The sequence below is a fragment of the Bacteroides stercorirosoris genome, from assembly GCF_900142015.1.
Taxonomy (GTDB): domain Bacteria; phylum Bacteroidota; class Bacteroidia; order Bacteroidales; family Bacteroidaceae; genus Bacteroides; species Bacteroides stercorirosoris.
The window spans coordinates 1-22,729 of record NZ_FQZN01000006.1; the positions used below are offsets into that span (position 1 = coordinate 1).

Annotated in this window: 13 protein-coding genes and 1 pseudogene; 5 read left to right on the plus strand and 9 right to left on the minus strand. The window is 46.5% G+C overall.

The genetic code is table 11. From position 1 onward, the window contains the following. Positions 1–819 precede the first annotated feature (819 nt). A complete protein-coding gene (locus tag BUC01_RS05970; protein ID WP_025831217.1) occupies positions 820–5,118 on the minus strand; it encodes a hybrid sensor histidine kinase/response regulator transcription factor in 4,299 nt (1,432 codons plus the stop codon). A 155-nt stretch (positions 5,119–5,273) separates the two neighbouring features. On the opposite strand from BUC01_RS05970, the gene BUC01_RS05975 reads away from it, so the two are divergent. Both BUC01_RS05975 and BUC01_RS05980 read left to right on the plus strand, forming a co-directional pair. Continuing rightward, positions 5,274–8,312, plus strand: a complete 3,039-nt coding sequence (locus tag BUC01_RS05975) for a SusC/RagA family TonB-linked outer membrane protein (protein ID WP_073313083.1) — start codon at positions 5,274–5,276, stop codon at positions 8,310–8,312. 23 nt (positions 8,313–8,335) lie between these two features. Beyond that, positions 8,336–10,216, plus strand: coding sequence for a RagB/SusD family nutrient uptake outer membrane protein (locus tag BUC01_RS05980; protein WP_073313039.1), 1,881 nt, complete (start codon positions 8,336–8,338; stop codon positions 10,214–10,216). Between the two features lie 46 nt (positions 10,217–10,262). Here BUC01_RS05980 and BUC01_RS05985 read toward each other — a convergent pair. The 5 genes and pseudogenes from BUC01_RS05985 to BUC01_RS06005 form a co-directional block, all read right to left on the minus strand. Further along, positions 10,263–10,406: pseudogene (locus tag BUC01_RS05985) on the minus strand (EamA/RhaT family transporter); the annotation flags it as partial. 92 nt (positions 10,407–10,498) lie between these two features. Further along, complete coding sequence (locus BUC01_RS05990) at positions 10,499–12,466, minus strand: DEAD/DEAH box helicase (protein WP_073313040.1); 1,968 nt, start codon at positions 12,464–12,466, stop codon at positions 10,499–10,501. Positions 12,467–12,612: 146 nt separating this feature from the next. Next, on the minus strand, positions 12,613–13,680 hold the full coding sequence (locus BUC01_RS05995; RefSeq protein ID WP_025831218.1) for a tyrosine-protein phosphatase: 1,068 nt from the start codon (positions 13,678–13,680) through the stop codon (positions 12,613–12,615). Between the two features lie 101 nt (positions 13,681–13,781). After that, positions 13,782–14,711: a carbohydrate kinase family protein gene (locus BUC01_RS06000; protein WP_025831219.1), complete on the minus strand. Its 930-nt coding sequence runs from the start codon at positions 14,709–14,711 to the stop codon at positions 13,782–13,784. Continuing rightward, positions 14,699–15,304, minus strand: coding sequence for an SIS domain-containing protein (locus tag BUC01_RS06005; protein WP_025831220.1), 606 nt, complete (start codon positions 15,302–15,304; stop codon positions 14,699–14,701). Before BUC01_RS06005 ends, BUC01_RS06000 begins: the two co-directional genes overlap by 13 nt. 155 nt (positions 15,305–15,459) lie before the next feature. Between BUC01_RS06005 and BUC01_RS06010 the strand changes: the two genes are divergently transcribed. Then, a complete protein-coding gene (locus BUC01_RS06010; RefSeq protein WP_025831221.1) occupies positions 15,460–16,707 on the plus strand; it encodes a M16 family metallopeptidase in 1,248 nt (415 codons plus the stop codon). A 5-nt stretch (positions 16,708–16,712) separates the two neighbouring features. Here the strand turns inward: BUC01_RS06010 and BUC01_RS06015 are convergent, their stop codons facing one another. The 3 genes from BUC01_RS06015 to BUC01_RS06025 are packed head-to-tail and all read right to left on the minus strand — an operon-like array spanning position 16,713 to position 19,396. Next, the gene (locus BUC01_RS06015) at positions 16,713–17,618 is read right to left on the minus strand and encodes an alkaline phosphatase family protein (protein WP_073313041.1); all 906 of its coding nucleotides are present in this window, start codon (positions 17,616–17,618) and stop codon (positions 16,713–16,715) included. An 11-nt stretch (positions 17,619–17,629) separates the two neighbouring features. Beyond that, positions 17,630–18,199, minus strand: coding sequence for an epoxyqueuosine reductase QueH (locus tag BUC01_RS06020; protein WP_025831222.1), 570 nt, complete (start codon positions 18,197–18,199; stop codon positions 17,630–17,632). A gap of 12 nt (positions 18,200–18,211) precedes the next feature. Beyond that, positions 18,212–19,396, minus strand: a complete 1,185-nt coding sequence (locus BUC01_RS06025; protein ID WP_073313084.1) for a DUF5009 domain-containing protein — start codon at positions 19,394–19,396, stop codon at positions 18,212–18,214. 63 nt (positions 19,397–19,459) lie between these two features. Between BUC01_RS06025 and BUC01_RS06030 the strand changes: the two genes are divergently transcribed. Next, positions 19,460–21,052, plus strand: a complete 1,593-nt coding sequence (locus BUC01_RS06030; protein WP_073313042.1) for a DUF6377 domain-containing protein — start codon at positions 19,460–19,462, stop codon at positions 21,050–21,052. A 187-nt stretch (positions 21,053–21,239) separates the two neighbouring features. Then, positions 21,240–22,715 carry an endo-1,6-beta-glucanase gene (locus BUC01_RS06035; protein ID WP_025831223.1) on the plus strand — a complete coding sequence of 492 codons (1,476 nt, stop codon included), beginning with the start codon at positions 21,240–21,242 and terminating at the stop codon, positions 22,713–22,715. The last annotated feature ends 14 nt before the right edge of the window (positions 22,716–22,729 follow it).

The following is a 22,729-nucleotide window of genomic DNA, read 5'->3' on the forward strand; positions in this document are numbered from 1 at the left end:
AAAACTGACAACCTTTCCAGTAGGGAAAGATAAGATGTGACAACTTATTTAGTAACCAGCCCCGAATAGTGACAACCATTTTTAGGATAAGACATTGCAACGTTACTGCACATACGTTGCAGTAGTACTGCATATTCTTTGCAGTGGCGCTGCATATGCTTTGCAGTAACACTGTACCTGCTTTGCAGTGACACTGCACCTGCTTTGCAGTGACATAGTATCATGGATATAAGAAAACTGAACTGTAGCGTATTGATTATCACCTCTAATCCCGTTAATTAAAATATAACAGAATATGGAGCTTCCGGCTTCGATAAACACCTGATTAAGCTCTTTTTCGCACAGATTAAGAGAGTTTATTCGATATATGAAAAAAAAACGGGGTATATCTCTGAATGACAGCTGTATAAGCCTAAAACTGCCTGAAAAAACAGTGTTGACAAAACGTTTGTCGTCACTACCGTCAAGCCCTGACTGATAAAGGGTTTCAGGACTATTAGTGCTGGTGTGCTGACAAAATTGAAAAAACTATTTTTGAAACTGTTATAGATGTTCTGACTTTTTTCCAGGGCATCCACTCAATGACCAGAACATATGCTTTTTGATTAAAACTAGTACAGAAATGAGTTTTCACCACAGAGTAACACAGAGTCTCACGGAGTTCTATTCTTTTGATTTCAAATTGATTAAACTCTGTGATACCCTGTGTTACTCTGTGGTGAATTAATTCATAACCCATCAGAAAAGAGATTAATGCCAATTAATTGAAATCCGTGTCTAAAATCTCATTTGCCTCAAATCCCCATAAAAGAAACCAGTTTAGACTATTGAGCGGATGCCCTGACTTTTCCTGTATTCCGAAGGAGTCACTCCATAAATCATCTTGAAGCATTTACTGAAATGCTGTGAATCTTTAAATCCCGTCTTATAAGCTATTTGAGTAAAGTTGTCCGACCCTTCTTCTATCAGTTCCGCTGCTTTTTTCAGACGGATGTTTTTAATCAGCTCCATCGGCGAGATGCCTATCAGAGTCTTTATCTTTTTGAATAAGGCGGAACGGCTGATGCTTATATTTTCAACAAGTGTATCTACGCTCAAATCCGGGGCATCCAGATGCTCGTTGATGAAGCAAACGATTTGGTCCAGCAAATCCTTGTCGGCTTGCGGAAGTGAACGAAGCTCCTCTTTTTCTTCGGAATTGATTTCGGTTTCTTCTTTACTTTGTATTAGCTTTGAATAATACAGGGCTTGAATACGCTTCCTTTGCTTGATGATATTCCATATCTTGGTTGTCAGATAGCTGGCACTGAACGGCTTGGTGATGTAATCATCTACGCCCAACTCCAAACCTTCGTTCTGATTCTCTACATCTGCTTTGCTACTCAACAGCACAATCGGTATGTGGCAGGTATAAGTATTGGACTGTAGCTTTTTCACCATCTCGATTCCCGTTATTTCCGGCATCACTACATCGCTGACAATCATATTGGGCAAATACTTGATAGCCTTTTCCAATCCCTCTTTTCCATTGGATGCCGTAATGACGCGGAAATCCTCGGCAAGAATGGTATGCAAGAAGAAAAGAAGCTCCTGATTGTCATCTACCACCAAAATAGAGTTTTTATTGCACTCCTTGCAATCTTCCTCTATCTCGTAATCGTCTTTCAGAAAAAGAGTATCGTCTTCGGACAACTGGGGACATTCGTTATAGTCCGACAGGATGAACTCAGTGCCCGGAGCAAAGTGCTCTTTTCCTTTGCAGAAATATATGGTGAAGGTGGAACCCTCGTTCACCTTACTTTGCAGGGCGATTCGTCCCTTGTGCAATTCCACCAACTCTTTTACTAAAGACAAGCCTATGCCTGTACTTTGCTTCTTGAAGATGTCAGAGCTTACATAATTTTCGAAACGGTTGAAAATGTTTTTCTGCTTCTCCTGGCTGATGCCATATCCCTGGTCGGATATTTGCAGGACAATGTTGGTGTCAGTCTCTTGAGCGGACAGTTCTATGACTGTTCCTTTGGGAGAATATTTGAAAGCATTCGTAATGAGATTGAACAGAATACTCTCCAGTTTATCCGGATCTGCCCATAAGTATATAGGCGAATTTTTGGTCTGGAATGTGATTTCACTTTCTTGCTGGATGGCAACCGGTTGGAAGTTGTTGATGATATGCCTGATGAACGGTTTCATTTCTATTCTTTGTACGGTCAGTCTGGACTCGTTTTGTATCTTCTGTAAATCGAGTACCTGATTGATGATTTTCAGAGTATGCTTCGTGTTCCGCTTCACCAAAGCCAGGTCTTGTTGTATCACGGGACTTAACCCTTTCTGCGTGAGCATATGGTCGATGGGAGCCACTATCAGTGTAAACGGAGTACGGAGTTCATGAATGATGTCGGTGAAGAATTTGGTCTTTATGTCTAATATCTGCTTTTCTACCGACACCCGGTTCCGAAGTTTGTAGATGACGAACAGGATGTATGCTGAAATAGTAACAATGAGGATGAACAGGATGATATACAGTATGATGCCATACGCAGACTCCCAGAATGAGGGTAATATGGTGATGGAAATATCTTTAGCCCGGTTACTCCATACGCCGTCGCTGTTGGTTGATTTTACCTGGAAACTGTAATTCCCTTTCGGAATATTGGTATAGACTGCCATCCTGTTGTTCTTTACATAGTTCCAGTCGTCAAATCCTTCCAGACGGTAGGCATATTCTATTTTGCCGGGAAACTTCATGTCGAGCGCTTCATAGTTGATGCTGAATGAGTTCTCTTTGTGGCTAAGGATGATTTCGGAAGAGTTGTCGGCAGATTCTTTCCTTTCTCCGTTGATGTGGATATCCGTAATGAGGAGGTTGGATGTATGCGAATCCCGCTTCATCCTTTCAGGGTTCATAGATAATAATCCCTTGTCCGTTCCGAAAAGCATTTCATTGTTTGAAAGGCGGCAGGCTCTGCTTTCGGTGAGTAGAAGTCCTTCGGGCAGGAACCTGCTGTCGTATACTTCGATAGAGTCATTGCCTGTAAAAAGCCGGTACAAACCATTTTCCGATGGAATCCATAAATTACCTTCGTGATCTTCCGTCAGTGTCAGCGGGACATTGGAAATCATTTGCGGGGAAGAGTAGTTCTTGAAGATTCCATTGTTCTGCTTATCGAATCCCGTCAGTTTGTCAAGACCTCCGCCAAAAGTCGCGACAAAGATTTCGTGTTTGCTGCTTTCAAACACGTCGTATACATTGTCGCAACTCAGACTGTTCTTTTCGTTGCAATTGCGTACAATGGGAGTGTATGCCAGTTTGCCGTTACTCCACTTGCAGAATAATACTCCCGATGTCGTAGCCAGCCAGATGTTGTTCTGATGGTCTATACAGATGTTCTTGATTCTCGAAAAGCGGGTTGGATAATCCGGTAGCTCGTTGCCCGGATGTATGAAACGCCCGTCCCGGTCTATATAGTTGATTCCGCCTCCCAGTGTGCCGATCCAGATTCTCCCTTGTTCATCCTCTTTTAGTGAAAATATGGAGTTGCAACTCAGGCTGAACCTGTCCGTTGGATCATTCTTATAGTATTTGAGCCGGTAATTCAGTTCACCGTTGGGGATTAATTGGATGAGGCCTTTATTGCGTGTTCCTATCCATATATTCCCCTCTTTGTCTTGTAGCAAAGCATATACGGCATCGAAATTCTCCGCTTGCCGGGATAATCTGCCGTTGGAGTTCAAGAAACCGATGAAACGCTTGTTCGGGTCATATACTTGTATGTCTCCGCTTTTGTTTCCAACCCAGATGTTGTGGTCGGCATCTTCCATGATACTTCTCAACTCGTTGGTAGACGAATACTCTGCCAGGTCAGGTGCGGAAAGATTGAAGAGGTCTTTCTTGAAAGATACTTTTATAAGTCCTTTCGGCTGTTCGGCTATCCATAGGTTGTTCTGCTTGTCGAAGTATATCTTCTTTATTTTCGGAGGGGTCGAGCCGCACCTGGTCTTGCTGATGGCAAAGAAGAGGAATTCATCTGCTTTCTCATCATAATAGTTAAGGGCTTCGTTTTTGGAGAATACCCATAACCGTCCGTTATGGTCCTGTGATATTTTTCGTGAGGAATCGTCATACTTCTGCATCTTTAGCTGATAATGCTTGTGGTAAGTGCCGAGTGAGTCGATGCGGGTAATCATTGTCGTGTTTTTGTAGGCTATCCATATATGTTTCTGGGTATCTTCCACATACAGTGCATTCACTTCATTGCTTAACAGCTGGTTTGAAGTCGTATAGTGTACTCCCTCTCCCCGGTAACCGTCTGTCAGGAAGAAGCCGTCATTTTCAGCCGTGATAAGTAAATGACCGGAATCATAAGCTTTGATTCTTGTCAGGGTAGCGGAAGTATTGAACTTTACTATTGAGTAATCCTCTTTCTTCGGGTCGTAAATATATAATTGCCCGTTGTCAGAGCCGATTATAAATCTGTTTGCATACTTTCTGAAACTGTGGAAATGTTTTTGGGTAGATAGGGATAAGGTCAGCTTGTTTTCTTTCTTGGAATATTTATAAATACCTTTGTCGGAGATAATCCAGATGATCTCTTTATCCTGCACGAGACTGATTACTCTGCGGACTCCATACGAACTGTCCAGAACTTGTCGGCAAGCCATTGTTTGCTCATCCGGAGTAATTCTCAGTAAGCGCCCATTTGACTGGAACAACCAGGTGTCCCCGTCGGAGAGAGTAAACATGTTTAGGATAGGAGCAGTCTGTGACGTAAAGCGGTGGAACTTGTTGTTTTCCGGATGGAAGCGGTAAAGGGAATTCTCGTCATCCAACACCCAGAGGTGGTTGTGGGTGTCTATCTTTATGTCATCAATCCGGTTGGTTGCCAGATCATTTGCATCACCGGGCATTACTCTATAGGTCACGAACGAATGTCCGTCGAAACGGCATAGTCCATTCCAGGTACTAAACCACATATATCCGTTTCTGTCTCGGGTGATGTCGGTTATGGTTTGTTGCGGCAGTCCGTCTTCAATGCTGTATCGGGTAATTGTATGCTGAGGTTGTCCGGATACAGAAAGGCAGAACAAAAGCAACAGCATCGACAGGTGCAGTTTCATTTTTGGTATTAATTGGTTTTTAAATCGAAATAACAGGTTCATAGCTGTACAATAGACGGACAAACACAAATATTGTACGCTCATACAAAGTTAAAAAAATGCTCGGGATTAGTTTTGTAGCAAATAACCTTTTATTAATTAATTTATTAGGATTGATGAAAACATTTATTAATGTGAAAAACATGCGAGTATTGCTCATTATGCTATTCGCTTTCCTAAGTGTAAATGCCATTGCGCAGAACATTACGGGAACTGTAAAAGACAATTTGGGAGAGCCTGTCATAGGTGCTTCTGTAATGGAAAAAGGGACAAGTAACGGAACAATTACCGATGTTAATGGTCAGTTCACTTTGAGAGCTTCCGGGAAGTATCCTATTGAGGTCTCTTATATAGGGTACGTGAAGCAGGTCTTCAGCTTGAAAGGGAAAACGACTTTTAGTATCGTTCTGGAAGAAGATGCGAATACGCTGGATGAGGTGGTTGTGGTTGGTTACGGTACAGTGAGGAAGGCCGACCTCAGCGGTTCAGTGGTGTCTATAAGTAAGGAGGACATCAAAGGTACGCCGACCAGCAATGTGATGGAAGCCCTTCAAGGTAAAATTGCGGGTGCCGATATCATGATGGGGTCCGGTGCAGTAGGAGAAGACGTAGATATTTTATTACGTGGTTCCCGTTCCATCAACGGAAGCAATGACCCCTTATTCATTATCGACGGTGTGCAGGGTGCCAGTTATAGTCAGCTGAATCCGAATGATATTGAGCAGATTGACGTATTGAAAGATGCGTCGTCAACAGCAATTTACGGTTCGGCGGGTGCCAATGGTGTTATTATCATCACCACGAAAAGGGGTGCTGCAGGAAAGGTTACGGTCAACTTGGATACCAAATATAGTATTTCGGGAGGAGCCAACTTCGTACATGGTATGATAGGGGACGAATGGTACCGGTATCAGAGCGAATACTATCGTACTAAGAACGGGGAATATCCGGAAGATTTCTCCCGGATGTTTACTTCCGAGGCCATACAGCAGGCTTATGCAAACAATCAGTGGATAGACTGGATTGACGAGGCTACCAAAGGGAATGCTTCTCAGAAAGACGTGAACCTGTCATTGCGAGGTGGAAGTGATAAAATTAAGATATATACCTCTTTCAGCTATAACAATACGGAAGGCTTGCTTTCCAACGAAAACCAGACGCGTTACGGGATGAGGTTTAATGTAGATTATCAAATCCGGAAATGGGCAAAGATCGGTGCGAGTTCGGCGCTTACCTATACGATTAAGAATTCGCGGGGTAAGAATATCTTCACTAAGTCATTGACCGCTTTTCCTCTGGGTAAGCCTTATGATGAGAATGGCAATATCAATGTTGATTTCATTGAAGGGGAAACATCCCCGTTCGGAGATGAAATGGAGAATCAATATGCCAATCAGACGCGTACGACTTATGCTAACGTCAACGGTTATCTGGAGATTACCCCATTGAAGGGACTTTCATTTCGTTCGCAAATCAGTACCACGCTGAATAATTCCCGTAACGGACAATACATTGGCGAACATTCTTTGCAGGGAGTGGAGAATGGATATTCGGCACCGTATGCATACATTAATAACAGTTATGGTTACAGTTACTTATGGGATAATGTGCTGACTTATAATGTGGAACCGTTAAAGGGGCATAAAGTGACGTTGACCGGTGTGACCTCCTGGAGTCATGGTCAGAGTGACTACAACAATATGCGGGCTTCCGGTCAGCCTCTCGATTCCTACTTGTTCTATAATATGGCTTCGGGCATTACGAAGTATGGCGTGAAGTCCAATTATTCTCAGAGTCAGAAGATGTCTTATGCTTTGCGTTTCAACCATGTGTATAAGGATAAATATATAGCTTCGTTTACTACACGCTGGGATGGTGCGTCCCATCTGGCAAGCGGACATAAGTGGGAGTCATTCCCGGCAGGAGCATTGGCATGGCGTGTTTCACAAGAACCTTTCATGAAACCGACCAAGAAATGGTTGAGTAACTTGAAGCTTCGTTTAAGTTATGGTGTCACCGGTAACTCTGGAGGTATGGGAGCCTATTCTTCACAAACAGGGGCAGCCACTTATTCTCCGGTATCCATCGACGGTGTGCTGAGTTCGGTAAGCCAGCTTGTATCTCCTTACGGAAATCCTTCTATCGGTTGGGAGAAAACCTATCAGTGGAACTATGGTGTGGACTTGGGATTTTTCAACAACCGCATCAGTTTGAGTTTCGATTATTACGACTCAACAACGAAAGACCTTCTGTTTAGCCGCACGTTGCCTGTCACTTCGGCCATTACCGCTTGGGGATCTCCCATGACCACCTGGCAGAATATCGGTGAAACCAGCAACAAGGGTTATGAAATCCAATTGTCTACGGTCAATATAAAAAGCAGGAATTTCCAATGGTCTTCATCCATTTCTTATACTCATAACGATGAAAAAATTGTAGACTTGCCCGATGGTGACCTCATTGCCAAGAAGTTATTCGAGGGACATCCTATCAAGACATTCTACGATTTTAAATATGCCGGAATATGGAGCACTGCCGAGGAAGAGGAAGCGGCGAAATATGGATGCCAACCGGGATATGTAAAGATTCAAACGGTGGAACAGTTCACTACGGATGAGAATGGAAATCTTGTAGGAGATGGTGGCGTACATACTTACAGTAACACGCGCGACATGCAGATATTGGGCTCGAATGTACCTGACGGTATCCTGGGTGTAAATAATACATTTAAGTACAGAGATTTTGATTTAAGCGTTTTCGCTATGATAAGATACGGACAGATGATAGAAAGCAAAACAATCGGCTGGTATTCTGCTAATGGTAATAACCAACCCAAAGGCACGGACTACTGGACTCCTGAAAACCAGTCGGCTTACTTCCCCCGGCCAGGTGTTGCCAGTACTACGGGTATAGGTTCGCTGAAGTATATTGATGGTTCTTATGCCAAGATCAAGAACATCACTTTAGGATATACCTTCCCCAAGAAACTGTGTAAGACTCTGGGGCTTGAGAAGTGCAGGCTCTATGCAACGGCATATAACGTATTCGTCCTGCCATTTAAGAGCGAATTGAAGCATACTGACCCGGAGAATAATGGCTCCGATACATTCCCGCTCTATAAAACGTATCTTTTGGGACTTAACGTATCATTTTAATTAATAATTCAACAAGAATAGATATGACTACAAAAATGAAAAACTGGCTGGCTGTGATGGCAATGGCAGCAACAATGAGCAACGCTTCTTGTACGCTTGACGAATATAATCCTTCGGGATACACAATGGATGCGCTGTCCGCTTCGGTAGAGGGCTATCAGACTATACTCAACAATGTGTATTTCGGTATGGAGAGAGCACTCTACGGGTATGGGCAGTTCATGCAGATGACCGAGGGCGGAACTGACATCTGGACCTCCCAGAAGAACAGTGATAATCTCTACTTAAAGTATGGTATGGGGTCGGACTTTGCCAATAATATGATGGCAAACACGCTGAACTGCTGTTATGACGGTATCTGCTATTGTAATCAGGCAATCGTACAAGCCAATAAAGTTCCTTTCACTTCCGAAGAAGAGAAAAACCGGAAACTGGCGGAAGCTCATTTCATGAGAGCGGTGTATTACTACAACCTGGTGGAGCAATTGGGGGGAGTGACGCTGCAAATGGCGCCTGTCGAGGATGTGGACTTGCATCCCGGCAAGGACACTCCCTGGGATATCTATGAGAAGTGTATCATTCCCGATCTGGAGTTTGCCGTTCAGTGGCTTCCGGTAGAAGAAAGAACTACCCGTCCGTCCAAGAAGTCGGCGATGGGAATGCTGGCGAGAGCCTGCCTGCAATCCATAGAGTACGATTCTTCTAAGAAGTATGCGCAACGGGCTTTGGAGGTTGCCAAAGAGATGGTGGAAGATTGCAAGGCGGGAGGAGCTGCTTTGGGAGTTTATATGTATGAAAACATAGAAGATGTCTTTGCCGAAAGCAACAATTTCGAGAATAAGGAGGCCTTATGGAAACATCGCTATGTAGTGGGTGGTGTGAGCAATCAGGCCTGGATTATGAATCAGAATGATGAACAGTTTTATTGCCCGCTTACAGCTTTCTCGGCCATTCAGTTCAAGACGGACTTACATTCCGGCAATGAATATGATGGCTTGTCCGATTATCAGATTTATGGCAGACGTGCCGGAGGAACCTTTATGCCCTCGAAGTTTCTGCTTGACCTGTATATGCAGGAGGATGGTACATTGGACCCGAGATATCATGAGTTCTTCCAAACATCCTGGACCTGTAATAAAGATAAAGGTCAGTCGTGGAGTGAGTCGCAAGTGAAGCAGTTTGATAAGAATCTGGAATCTCCTGAGATTTCCGCTATGGAGATTGACCCGAAAACCGGTGAACTGGTGCGGAAATATACGAAGTTCCTTTTTGGTGAGAAAGCGCTGGAATTTATCCGTCCGGGAGATGAGGGATATGCTGAAAAGGCGGGTGACAAGAAGAATACAAAAATCCTGTATACTGATTACAAAGATCTGTATGGTGAGGATTATCGAGTAATCATGAATTATCACAGAGATTATGATGATACGGATGTGGTCAGTCCCTGGCTTAATTTCTATCCGTCCCTGGCGAAGCATAACAGTAGCCACTATTATCTTAACAACTTGGGCAAGAAGCGTCTTGGCAACCTGAATGCCACTTTTATGATGCGCACGCCCGAAGTCTTCTTGATTGCCGCTGAGGCTGACATCTATGTGAATGGCGGGGCGAATGCAATGCAATATATAAATATGGTGCGCGAGCGTGCCGGTGCAAAGCCATTGTCGGGTGCGGCTACAGTGGAAACCGTATTGGATGAGAGGGCACGTGAGTTATGCGGAGAGTATGTCCGTTTCTATGACTTGAAGCGTACCGGCAAGCTGACTGATGCCTACCTGAAATCGAAGAATCCGGATGTCGGTCAGTATTTTGTAAATGGTAAGCACGAAGTCAGACCATTCCCGCAGTCATTCCTTGAGAATCTGGAAGATGGCGGTGTTTATTATCAGAATCCCGGGTATTAGTCAATATACAGTGATTGCTTGAATTCAGAGGTGCGGATGATAGAAGTTATCGTTTCAATATAATGACCGTCACCACTGAAATAATCAATGCGATGCCTGAAGCGATGCTTTGAGTAAAGGCTTCTCCGAAGATGAGAATGCCCACGCAGACGGCGGTAACAGGTCCCATGGCTCCCAACACAGAGGGGAGATGATAAAGTGATAGGGTGATAAAGTAATAGGGTGATGTTATTATTATCACTCTGTCACTTTACCACCCTATTGCTTTACTATCCTATACTGTTATTTTTTCTTCGGTGTCCGTCTTGCCCAGCCCTCTTCGCTGAAGTCGGGCTCTTTATCGCGGAACTCCTTGTTGTCGTTCTGAAAAAATTGTCTCCAATCATCTTTCTTTCCACGGGCGCCGGTGTAGCCCCGTTCTTCGCGGCTTGGCTTGCTCTTCTTCTTGTCGGCGGGAGCGCCCTTTTTGTCAGCCGGAGCGTTTTCGGATTTACTTCTGCCCTTTCTGGGGGCATCGCTGCGCTTTTCGTCCTTGAAACTGCGCTTCTTGCCGTAACCGCCTTCTTTAGCGTAGCCACCTTCACTTTTACGTTTGCCTTTGGGCGCTTCCTTGCCTTCTTCGCCGGCAATCTCCACTGATACTTTGCGGCCATTCCAATTGGCGCGGTTCAGGGATTTCACCACATTGGCGGCTTCTTTCTCGTCCACCTCAAAGAAAGAGAATTTGGGCATCAGGTCGATACGCCCCAGCTCTACTCGTCCGCGGGTGTTGTTGTTCAGCAGGCTTATCAGTTCGTTGGGGAAGAAGTTGTCCATCTTGCCCAGGTTGATGAAGAGGCGGGTGTATCCCGGTTCCGCTTTGCGGCTACGGTCACCGTTGCGGTCAGTGTTGCCTCTGCTGCTGCGTTCTCCACGGCTGTCGGTAGGTATTTCTATATCTCCACGATTGCGATAATACTCTGAGAAACGGTTGAACTCGTGAGAAACCATACGCTTGATAAGGTCTTCTTTGCTCAGCCAGTCCAGTTTGCGGTATATATCGGGCATGAAGTCAGCCATGTCTTCCTCGTTCACCTTCACCTTTTTCAGATCGTCGATAACTTTCAGAAGTTGTTTCTCGCAAATCTGCTTGCCGGTAGGCATTTCTCCGATGATGAATTTCTTGCTGATGATGCGTTCAATCTCACGCATCTTTCCTTTTTCGCGCAGGTTGATGATGGCGATGGAAGTACCTGTCTTTCCGGCACGTCCTGTACGTCCGCTGCGGTGGGTGTAGCTTTCTGTATCATCGGGCAGGCCGTAGTTGATGACGTGGGTCAGGTCGTCTACGTCCAGTCCGCGGGCGGCAACGTCCGTAGCAACGAGGATTTGCAGGTTGCGGATGCGGAATTTCTGCATCACGGTGTCACGTTGTGCCTGGCTCAGTTCGCCATGCAGTGCGTCGGCGTTGTAGCCTTCCTGCATCAGTTTGTCGGCAATCTCCTGCGTTTCTTTGCGGGTGCGGCAGAAGATGATACCATATATCTGGGGATAATAGTCTACGATGCGTTTCAGCGCAGCGTATTTATCTTTGGCATGAACGGTGAAGACCACATGCTTCACGTTGCTGGTGCTTTCATTTTTCCGTCCGATGGTGATTTCTTTGGCGTCACGCAGGTACTTTTTGGAGATGCGTGCTATCTCCGGGCTCATGGTGGCGGAGAACAACAGTGTGTTGCGCTCCTGCGGCACGTCGGCCAGGATGGCGTTGATGCTGTCGGTGAAACCCATGTTCAGCATTTCGTCAGCCTCGTCCATCACTACGTTCTGGATGGTGGTGAGTGACACGGTCTTGCGCTCCATCAGGTCGAGCAATCGTCCCGGGGTAGCAACAATGATATGTACACCTTGTTTCAGTGCGCGTATCTGGCTGTCGATGGATGAGCCACCGTATACGGGCAGCACCCGCAGTCCGGTGATGTATTTGGAATAGTCATTCAGATCACCTGCAATCTGCAAGCAAAGTTCGCGTGTAGGGCAAAGTATAAGGGATTGTGGAATCCGGTTCTTTACATTAATTTTCTGGATAAGTGGCAGGCCGAATGCGGCTGTTTTTCCTGTTCCTGTCTGTGCAAGTGCTACAACATCGTTATTTTCTCCTAAAAGGTAAGGAATCACTTCCTCTTGTACCGGCATGGGACACTCATATCCCATCTCTTCAATGGCGCGGCGTATCTCCGGCGACAGACCGAGCTCTTCAAAATTCTTCATTAAATCTTTGTATATCTTTATATTTCGGCCGCAAAGATAGAAATAAAAGCTGAGATAAACATCAGACTTATTGTTTATTCGGAGGCAACTACATCAAAATTATTGTTTTCGTGATATAGTTTTCCTTTTCGGAAAGCGTTTTTTACTTACTCGTCCTTTACCAGCAGAATCTTCTGCAACTTTTTGATTTCCTCTTTGCTGAGTCCGATGGCTCTCTGCAGATAGGTATCTACATCACCGTATCTGCGTTCTATTTCCTCTTTGGCGGCGTTCAGGAAATCTTCTCTTGCCGAGTAGATGGTGGTGATGGCCTCTTGCGAGCGTGCTGGCAGATTGTAGGCATAGCTGGAAGCGCTGGGAATGTTGAAGTAATCATTGCTGAGGCGATAATCTTCCATGATGATGTCGCTGTTCACGCGGAGAGAGGCGAGTATCAGTGCCGAAGCGATGCCCGTACGTCCCTTGCCGGAAGAACAATGGATGACGATGGGGTAATTGGTGCTGTCCAGCAGGATATCAAATATCTGACGGTATTCCTTGTGGTAATTCATCACTAATTCGCGGTTCATCCGCTCTACCATGCGGTAGACGGTATCGCTCTTTATCTTCTGTTCCTGAATACCTTTCAGAATATCTTCCATATCTCCTGTCTTTATGGGGATATGTACTACGTTGAATCCCGGTTGCAGGGTGGTATGGCCTTTCAGCTCCGATTCTGACCGGAGGTCGACGATTGTCTTTATGCCTATATTCTTCAGTTCCCTGCGCGAATAGCATTCCAGGCTGTCTATCTGTGCCGAGCGGTAAAGCATGCCCCAACGCAACCGTTTCTTTGTGGGATAAGACGGATAGCCACCCAGATCGCGGAAGTTCTGTATGCCGGGGATGTTGACATTGCGGGTGGCAATCTTCACACGGTATTTATCGTTGAATACAAGTGTGTAATAATAACGCTGCGCAGGGTCTGTGGTGACAATCGTCATGCGCTGGTCGGCGATGTTTGCCATAGCCACAGGCGAATCTTCGGGGATGTTGTTCGGGTCGGTCGAAGCATACACTTTCACATTCCCCTTGATAAGGGGAGTTATCTCCCATTTTACAATACTGTTTCCGACATTATTTTCTTCGCAAACAACGGAAATATGAGGGGCTGTGCCGCTACAAGCCGGTAGCAGCAACACACACGTTAGTAAACTCAACAGATTTCTATACATAGTTTGATTGTCTGGCATATAGTGCAAAGATATGTATTCTGATGACTTTTGTTACTCTCGGGTGCAGAGTTTCACAGAGTTTTTTCTCCTTTAACGGGGATTTAGTTAACAGGAGGCAGTTGCCGGGCAAATTCTGTCGATATAGAATTGTTGAAACTCCGGCATACGTCTGCCGCAAACTCGGTTCCGCACCGGATGATCTTATCCCATGTAGCTTCGCTCACTCTGCCCAGGTCGCGATGCCGCACATCGTACTTCAGCAACCCGTAGATGATGCCGGCATTGAAGTTGTCGCCTGCACCGATGGTGCTGACTGCCTCCAGCGGAGAAATCGGGTAGTCCTTGACGATGTTGTCCGTACGCAGCGAAATTTCTTTGGCTCCGGCGGTGCAAAGGAAGTTAGGGCAATAAAAGTGGATTTTATCTTTATACAGCTTGTTTACGTCTCTCTGGTTATACATATAGAAGAAGTCTTCGACAGACCCCCGCACGATGTCGGCATATTCCAGGTTCTCGATGATAGTCGGAGCCAATTTCAGTGCCTCGTCTTTGTGCGAAGAGCGGAAGTTGGGGTCGTAGTAGACAATCGCTTTCTTGTCACGTGCCTGCTCCAGTAGATCCAGAACCTTCTCGCGCAACACCGGATTCAGGGCGAAGTATGAGCCGAAAACAACGATGTCGTCTTCTTCCAGTTTAGGGTAGACCACATCCAGGCGTTGTTTGGGGTAGTCTTTATAGAAGATGTATTCCGCATCACCCTGTTCGTTGAGGTATGCCAGTGATACGGGAGATTTGCCGTCGGGAAACACATTGACATGGTCGGTGGACATTCCGCTGTCCCGCATGAATTGCAGGATGGTATTGCCTACCCGGTCATTCCCCGTCTCGCTGATGAAGCTGACGGGAACGCCTGCCCGTGCCAATGACACGATGCCGTTGAATACTGAACCGCCCGGTACGGCAGCGGTCGGCTGCCCGTCGCGGAAAATGATGTCAAGGATAGTTTCTCCTATACCGATTACTTTTCGCATAATTTTCTTGATTTTTCACCCAGATAACCACCGTGGTGGCGTTTAGAATAGTCTCCGATGGTAAATCCGGTTTGTTTCATTACTTGTACCACGAGGATATCACCGATAACCGTCATTACAGTGGTAGAAGTGGTGGGAGTCATGCCCAGTGCACAAACTTCCTTCGGTTTTCCTGTGCTGAGGCATACATCGGATTCATGCGCCAACGGGCTGTCCGGGTTTCCGGTGATAACAATAAACTTGAGGTCCGGGTTCAAATTATGAGCCAATTGTGTGAGTTCCACGATTTCACGTGTTTTCCCGGAGTTGGAAATCAGCAGTAGTAAGTCGTTCTCCTGCAAGATACCCAAATCGCCGTGTTGTGCTTCGCTGGGATGCAGAAATACGGAAGGGATGCCCGTAGAACAGAACGTTGTAGCAATGTTCATGGCAATTTGCCCTGCTTTTCCCATGCCTGAGGTCACCAGTTTACCTTTCCGCCGATGAATCTGTTCTACGATAAGTTCTACCGCACGCTCATAAGCGTCTGTCACGGGGATGTTTAGCACAGCTTGTGCCTCTTTCTGCAAAAGCTCTTGAATGGATGTAATCATTATACTATTTTTGTTAGTAGTTAGGTTATAGCCTACAAATATCTGCAATTTTCCATAAATGGCAATAAGTTTTATTGTATTTTTGCTTTGCGAAGATAGGCAGGGTTCATCAGTTTGCGCTATCTTTGCGCCCTCAATCAGTTTTAAACGTCGGAATGAAGAAGTTAGTATCTTTCCCCTTGCCGGGGCATAATCAATATACGCTTGCCAATGGTTTGCGCATTATTCACCAGCCTTCTCTCTCGAATGTGGCTTATTGTGGCTTTGCAGTCGATGCAGGCACGCGCGATGAGCTGGAGAATGAGCAGGGGATGGCGCATTTTGTAGAACATCTCATCTTTAAAGGCACGCAGAAACGGAAAGCCTGGCATATACTCAACCGCATGGAGAATGTGGGCGGTGACCTGAATGCCTATACCAATAAGGAGGAGACTGTGATTTATTCCGCTTTCCTGACCGAACATTTCGGAAGGGCGTTCGAGTTGCTGGCGGATATTGTATTTCACTCCACTTTCCCGCAGCGTGAAATTGAAAAGGAAACGGAAGTGATTATTGACGAAATTCAGTCTTACGAAGATACTCCTTCCGAGCTTATTTTTGATGATTTCGAGGATTTGATTTTCCGCGGGCATCCGTTGGGGCGCAATATTCTGGGTAATCCCGAATTGCTGAAAACCTTTCGCAGCGAAGATGCTGCGGCTTTTACCTCCCGCTTTTACCATCCCGGGAATATGGTTTTCTTTGTTTGGGGAAATCTGGACTTCAGGCAAATCGTCCGTTGGGCTGAGAAACTTCTTGCCGATGTACCGGCGGTGACGGTGGATAACCGTCGCACTCCACCGCCCCTCTATACCCCCGAACGGCTTATTGTGCCTAAAGATACGCATCAGGCTCACGTCATGATAGGCAGTCGCGGTTACAATGCTTACGATGATAAGCGCACGGCTCTTTATCTGCTGAATAATATTCTGGGCGGTCCCGGAATGAACAGCCGTCTGAATGTTGCTTTGCGCGAGCGCCGTGGCCTTGTCTATAATGTAGAGTCCAATCTGACTTCCTATACGGATACCGGTGTTTTCTGCACCTATTTTGGTTGCGACCCGGAGGATGTGGATACCTGCACGCGACTGGTGATGAAGGAGTTGAAACGGATGCGCGATGTCAAGATGACTTCCCAGCAGCTTGTTGCGGCACAGAAGCAACTGATTGGCCAGATTGGGGTGGCTTCGGATAATAATGAGAACAATGCCCTCGGTATGGCAAAGACTTTCCTGCACTACAATAAATACGAAAGCTCCGAAGCGGTTTATCAACGTATTGAAAAACTCACTCCGGAGATTCTGTTGGAAGTGGCCAATGAGATGTTTGCGGAAGATTATCTGTCGACGCTGATTTACCGCTGATTCTCTTACTTGAATACTTGCTTCATCGGGCGCCCTATCCAGACTTGCGGTTGCTTTAATCCAAAGATATAAGCTATGGTGGAGGCTACGTCATATTGCATCATGCTTTCGTGGAATTCACCGCTTTTCTTCACGTTTTTACCGGAAATGATGAAAGGGGTTTGCATCTCATTCATGGTCTTGCCGCCATGACCTTTTTCGATGCCGCCATGATCGGCTGTGATGATGAAGATTGTTTCTTTCAGCATACCGGCGTCTTTCACGGCTTGGATAATGCGGGCTACATAGGTATCCAGTTCTTTCAGTTTGGCATAATATTCGGGAGTATCGTGTCCGGCCTGGTGGCCTACGTGGTCGGGATTGTCAAAACATACGGCGAGTAAGGCGGGTCTTTTCTCTTTGATATATGTTTCCGCCATTGTGCACAGGGCTTCAGGATGCTTGTTGTAGTCGGGAGCCTGGGCGTAGTGGCTTAAAGCAAGGGTGTCTACAAGATATTTGATGCCGTCCCATTCGTACAGGCAACCGATTTCCGCTTCCGGCTGTGCGTCGCGCAATAGTTGGAAGACAGTCGGGAATATGCCATGCTGATTGAGTACGCGTGAAGGGAGTTCGGGAGTTTTGGAGCCCCATTGTGTATACCCATGCAACTCCGGTCCGGCACCCATGAACATGGAAGCCCAATTGATGGCGCTGGAAGAGGGAAGGGCCGAACGCTTCTCAAGCGTATAGGCTCCGTCGGCCATGAGTTGTTTGACGTTGGGCATGTCGGCTTTAGGTACGCTGTAAGCACCCCATCCGTCCAAACCGATTAATACGACATGTTTTGCTTTTCCTTTTGCGTTGCAAGGAGTGGTGGCAAATAGCACTGCGATGATAGAGAGTGCCAGTGTGATAGTAAATTTCTTCATGTTTTTCCATATTAAAGTCTGCGCATACTGAACTCGCACCCGCAATACTGTTGGTTATAAAATTCATGTTCTTTGAGAAGCTGGTTCCTCCGGTCCTGTAATCCTCCTTTTCGCCAGTTCTGTTCCCAGAAGGTGGTGCCGGGATAGAGGGAGGAGGCACGGCGTCCCGCCTCATTTATCTGGTCGAGGCTTTTCCAGCGGGAGGAGGCGAGGGTAGTGGTGAACAGGGTGAAGCCGTGTTCTGAAGCATACCGGGCAGTCTCTGTCAATCGGTGGGTGAAACATTTCAGGCAACGGCTGCCACGTTCGGGTTCGTTTTCCATGCCCTGCATGGACGAACGCCACAACTGATAATCATAGTCACCATCAATGAAGTCGAGTCCAAGACCCTGGACGTAGCGGATGGCTTCGGCTTTCCGGATTCCGTACTCTTCCTGAGGATAGATATTGGGATTATAATAAAATACGGTAGGTCGGATGTCATTGGCAAGCAGACATTCGATAATGGCGGAAGAACAAGGTGCGCAACAGGAATGGAGCAGCACCTTGTTTTCGTTGTTGGGAGTTTGTAACTTTAACATAAATCTTAAAAGTTATACTTTCAGTTTTATTTTAGCCTTCACCAGCAGTCCGGTCAGTTGGACGATGATTAGGGAGAATATGAGCGAACGCAGTAAACCCGGTGTACCGGCATTCAGCACTTCGGGGTAATACAAACCTAATAGCTGCTGTACGGAATACCATAGATAAGGAATGATATAACATGTCAGTGTTGCAGTTCCGGCAGGTTTGATGATATCGAACCACGGCGTTTTGCCTTTCACATCCGTCAGCCAATAGAACAATCCGAACAGCGGGAAGAATGCGGCAAGGCAATAGAACAACCAGCTCGGAGTGGCCTGTATCTTCGAGATAATCCAGTAAGGATGCGAACAAAGCGCGGCAATGAGCATGACGACACCCAACACGCAAAGCATAGTGATGAACTTGCGCGGATGTTCACGGTCGGCGTATTTCTGCATCAACAGCGAAGTGAGCACGCCCGACATGCCGAATGCATGCAGTGTCCAATCGCTGGGGATGAAAGGCAGCAGGATGACACGCAATCCGTACTCCTGCGGTATCAGGCTGGAATGGCTGATTACGGCAAGCAACACAACCACCAGCCACGCAATTACATTCTTACGTAAACTCTCGCGGGTAAACAGATAAATACCGGCACAAACCACGTATGTCCAACCGATAAGTCCCAGTATGCCCCACCAACCTTGATGGAAAGGTTTCCCGTTTAAATCTTTATACAGTACAAGGAACGCCAGCAGTGCGACTCCTACGACTTTCATCGCGATGAAAAGGTACTTTTTTGAACCTTCGGCCTTCGGATAAACCGCCCATACCAGGAAGAAACCGATAACCATCAGTATCGTGAACCATTGATGGGAGAGGCCTCCTTCGATGCCGCCCGAATTGAGCGAAAACAGTCCCATTGCAATCAGTGCCACTGTACGCCAGAAGACGTGCGCAATGACCTGCAAAGTAGTGTCACCTTTCCGGTAACGGTTCTGTATGGCAAAAGAAACGGACATACCCATACAGAACAAGAATGCGGGGAAAATAGTGTCGGAAAATCCCATCATATCTTCGTTCATTTCGGCATGTTTAAGCCAGTGGGGGATGTTTTTCAGACCGGGGATGTCGTTCACAAAGAGCATGAGGAACATGGTGAGTGCGCGGAATACATCGACCGCTGCCACTCGTTGGGGTGCTAAGTTTTTCATTATTGGATACATTTGGGGGTTAATGCTGCAAATATAGGAAACAAATTTTTTATATTTGTCCCCATGAAGATAAAACTGCTGATATTTTTAGGGCTGGCTTTGGCAGGCATTCGCGGAATGTCGGCTCCGGCTGATATACCTCCTTTGGACGGATGGACCGCGGCCCTTGATGAGGCTATCGCTGACCATAAAGACTATGTGGCGGTGCGGGAAGCCCGTATTGAGGCGTTGAGGCAGCAGTTGGCGCGGACGGATGCGGAAGCAACGGATTATTTCCGGTTGAATGCGGAAATGTATCAGGAATATAAAGCGTACATATGCGATTCCGCCCTCTATCATCTCAGCCGCAATCTGTGTTGGGCGCAGCGGCATGAAGACCGGGAGGCTGCGGATGAAACCCTTATCCGGCGTGCGCACCTGATGTCTGCGGCGGGTATGTATAAGGAGGCTTCCGAGGATTTGGAGAAAGTAATCTCTTCTGAACTTCCCGCCCGGTTATTGCCCGATTATTACGAATGTTTCCGCCATTTGTACAACGAATTGGGAATGTATACGCAGGACACTTTCCGGCGGAGATGTTATTACGACTTGTCTGCACGCTATAATGATTCGTTGATACAGGCTCTTTCTCCCGCTTCCGCCTTTTATCTGGAACGGCTGGAGATGAAGGCCGCTGCTTCCGAACAATTGGAAGAAGCCTTGAAGATTAATGATACCCGTCTGGCGAATGTGCGTTCCGACACTCCCGAATATGCTTTGGCAACGTATCACCGTTCCTTGCTCTATCGTCTTTTGGGAGACAGGGAACAAGAGAAGTATTATCTTGCCTTGTCTGCGCTGACGGATATCCGCCTCGCCATAACCGACCATGCTTCCCTGTGGACACTGGCGCAATTGCTTTACGAAGAAGGAGATATTGAGCGGGCTTACCGTTATATTCGTTTTTCGTGGAGCGAAACCAACCATTACAATGCTCGTAGCCGCAGTTTGCAGACGGCAGGCATCCTGTCTCTGATAGACCTCACCTATCAGGCCATGCAGGAGAGGCAGAATGACCGCCTCCGCTTTTACCTTTGGTTGATTAGCATCCTGTCCCTGTTGCTTATTATGGCCGTCATCTGGATTTACCGGCAGATGAAACATCTTTCCATGGCCCGCAGCCATCTGGAACAAGCTAACGAGCAGCTGCAAATATCCAATCACATCAAGGAAGAATATATCGGCCGTTTCCTGAAACTCTGTTCCGCTTACATCGACCGCCTGGATGCTTACCGCCGCATGGTCAACAAGAAGCTTTCCGGCGGGCAGACGGAGGAACTTCTGAAGATGGTGCGTTCAAGAGATGTGCTCGATACCGACCTGAAAGAACTGTACACGAACTTTGATACGGCTTTCCTTCATCTTTTCCCCGATTTTGTAGAAAAGTTTAACGGGCTGTTGCAGCCGGAAGAGCGCATCCTGCTCCGTAAAGGCGAACTGCTGAACACGGAGTTGCGTATCTTTGCCTTAATCCGCCTGGGCATTGATGATAGTTCGCAGATAGCCGAGTTCCTTCGCTATTCCGTTAATACCATTTATAATTACCGTGCTAAAGTGAAGAACAAGGCGTGTATTTCGCGCGATGACTTTGAAATGTATGTGATGAAGATACGCTAATCATACGTCATTCCCTTCCTGCCTATCCACTTTTTTACTTTCTCAGCTAAAATATAATATGTTGTTTTATAGTGTATTATCTGGATAAGTCAGTTCATCTTATCCACATATTAGCAAGACGGGGTTACGTGGTGCCTTTATCTTGTCTACCTTTGGAGACGATTAATTAACCCCTGAAAAACATACCATGAACTTGAAACTACCTCTTTTATTAGGATGCTGCTTATCCATCGCCATGACGGCTTTTGCCGGGAATTCCGCTTCATTGGGCGAAGATGCGGCCGGTAAGAAAAAAGCAGACGTGTACGTTACGACTGCCGACCGTCGGCTGAGCTTTGACCACACTACTCAGAAGCTCTCCAAATCTCCTGCATTCGCTTCTGTCGTCACTCTGAACCCTGCTGTGAAATACCAGGAAATGGATGGTTTCGGTGCTGCTGTCACCGGCTCTACCTGCTACAACCTGATGCAGATGGCTCCTGCCGACCGGGCAAAGTTCCTGACCGAGACTTTCTCCGAGAAAGACGGGCTGGGCTTCAGCTATATCCGTATCTCCATTGGTTGTTCCGACTTCTCACTGAGCGAATATACCTGCTGCGATACGAAAGGTATCGAAAACTTTGCCTTGCAGACCGAAGAAAAAGAATACGTAATACCTATCTTAAAAGATATTCTCGCCATCAATCCTGCTATTAAGATACTGGGCTCTCCGTGGACTTGTCCCAAATGGATGAAGGTGAACAATCTGAAGGAAAAACAACCTTTCGACTCCTGGACGAGCGGGCAACTGAATCCGGATTACTACCAGGATTATGCCACTTATTTCGTGAAATGGATACAGGCATTCCGCGAAGAAGGGATTGAAATTTATTCCGTCACTCCGCAGAATGAGCCGTTGAATAGGGGCAATTCCGCTTCTTTATTCATGGGCTGGAAAGAAGAACTCGCCTTTGTGCGCGATGCCCTTGGCCCTGCCTTCAAAGCTGCCGGACTGGACACGAAGATTTATGCTTTCGATCATAATTACAACTATGATAACATGGCCGATCAGCAACAATACCCCGTTAAGATATATGATGATGAAGTAGCCGCCGCCTTCCTCACTGGAGCCGCTTACCACAATTATGGCGGCAGGCGCGAGGAACTGAACAATATCCGACAGAAGCGTCCGGACAAGGAATTGATTTTCACCGAAACCTCCATCGGCATGTGGAATGACGGGCGCAATCTTGAAAAACGACTGATGGAAGATATGCGTGAAGTAGCCCTCGGAACGGTAAACAACTGGTGTAAAGGCGTTATTGTCTGGAATCTGATGCTGGATAATGAGCGTGGTCCCTGGCGTGAAGGAGGATGTAAGACCTGCTACGGTGCGGTCGATATCAGTCGTGAAGACTACAGGACGATGACTTATAATTCTCATTATTACATCATCGGCCACCTGTCGTCTGTGGTGAAACCGGGTGCAGTCCGTATCGAAAGCAAAGGCGTGGCAGAGAAAGGTTTGATGTACTCTGCGTTCGAAAATCCCGATGGAACCGTGGCTTTTGTACTGTTGAACGAAGGAAGCTCTGAAGCCAGGCTGACGGTAACGGACGGAAAGAACTGTGTGGATTGTGTAGTGCCTGCCAAGGCTGTGGCATCTTATCGCTGGAAGAAATAATCTTATATTTATAA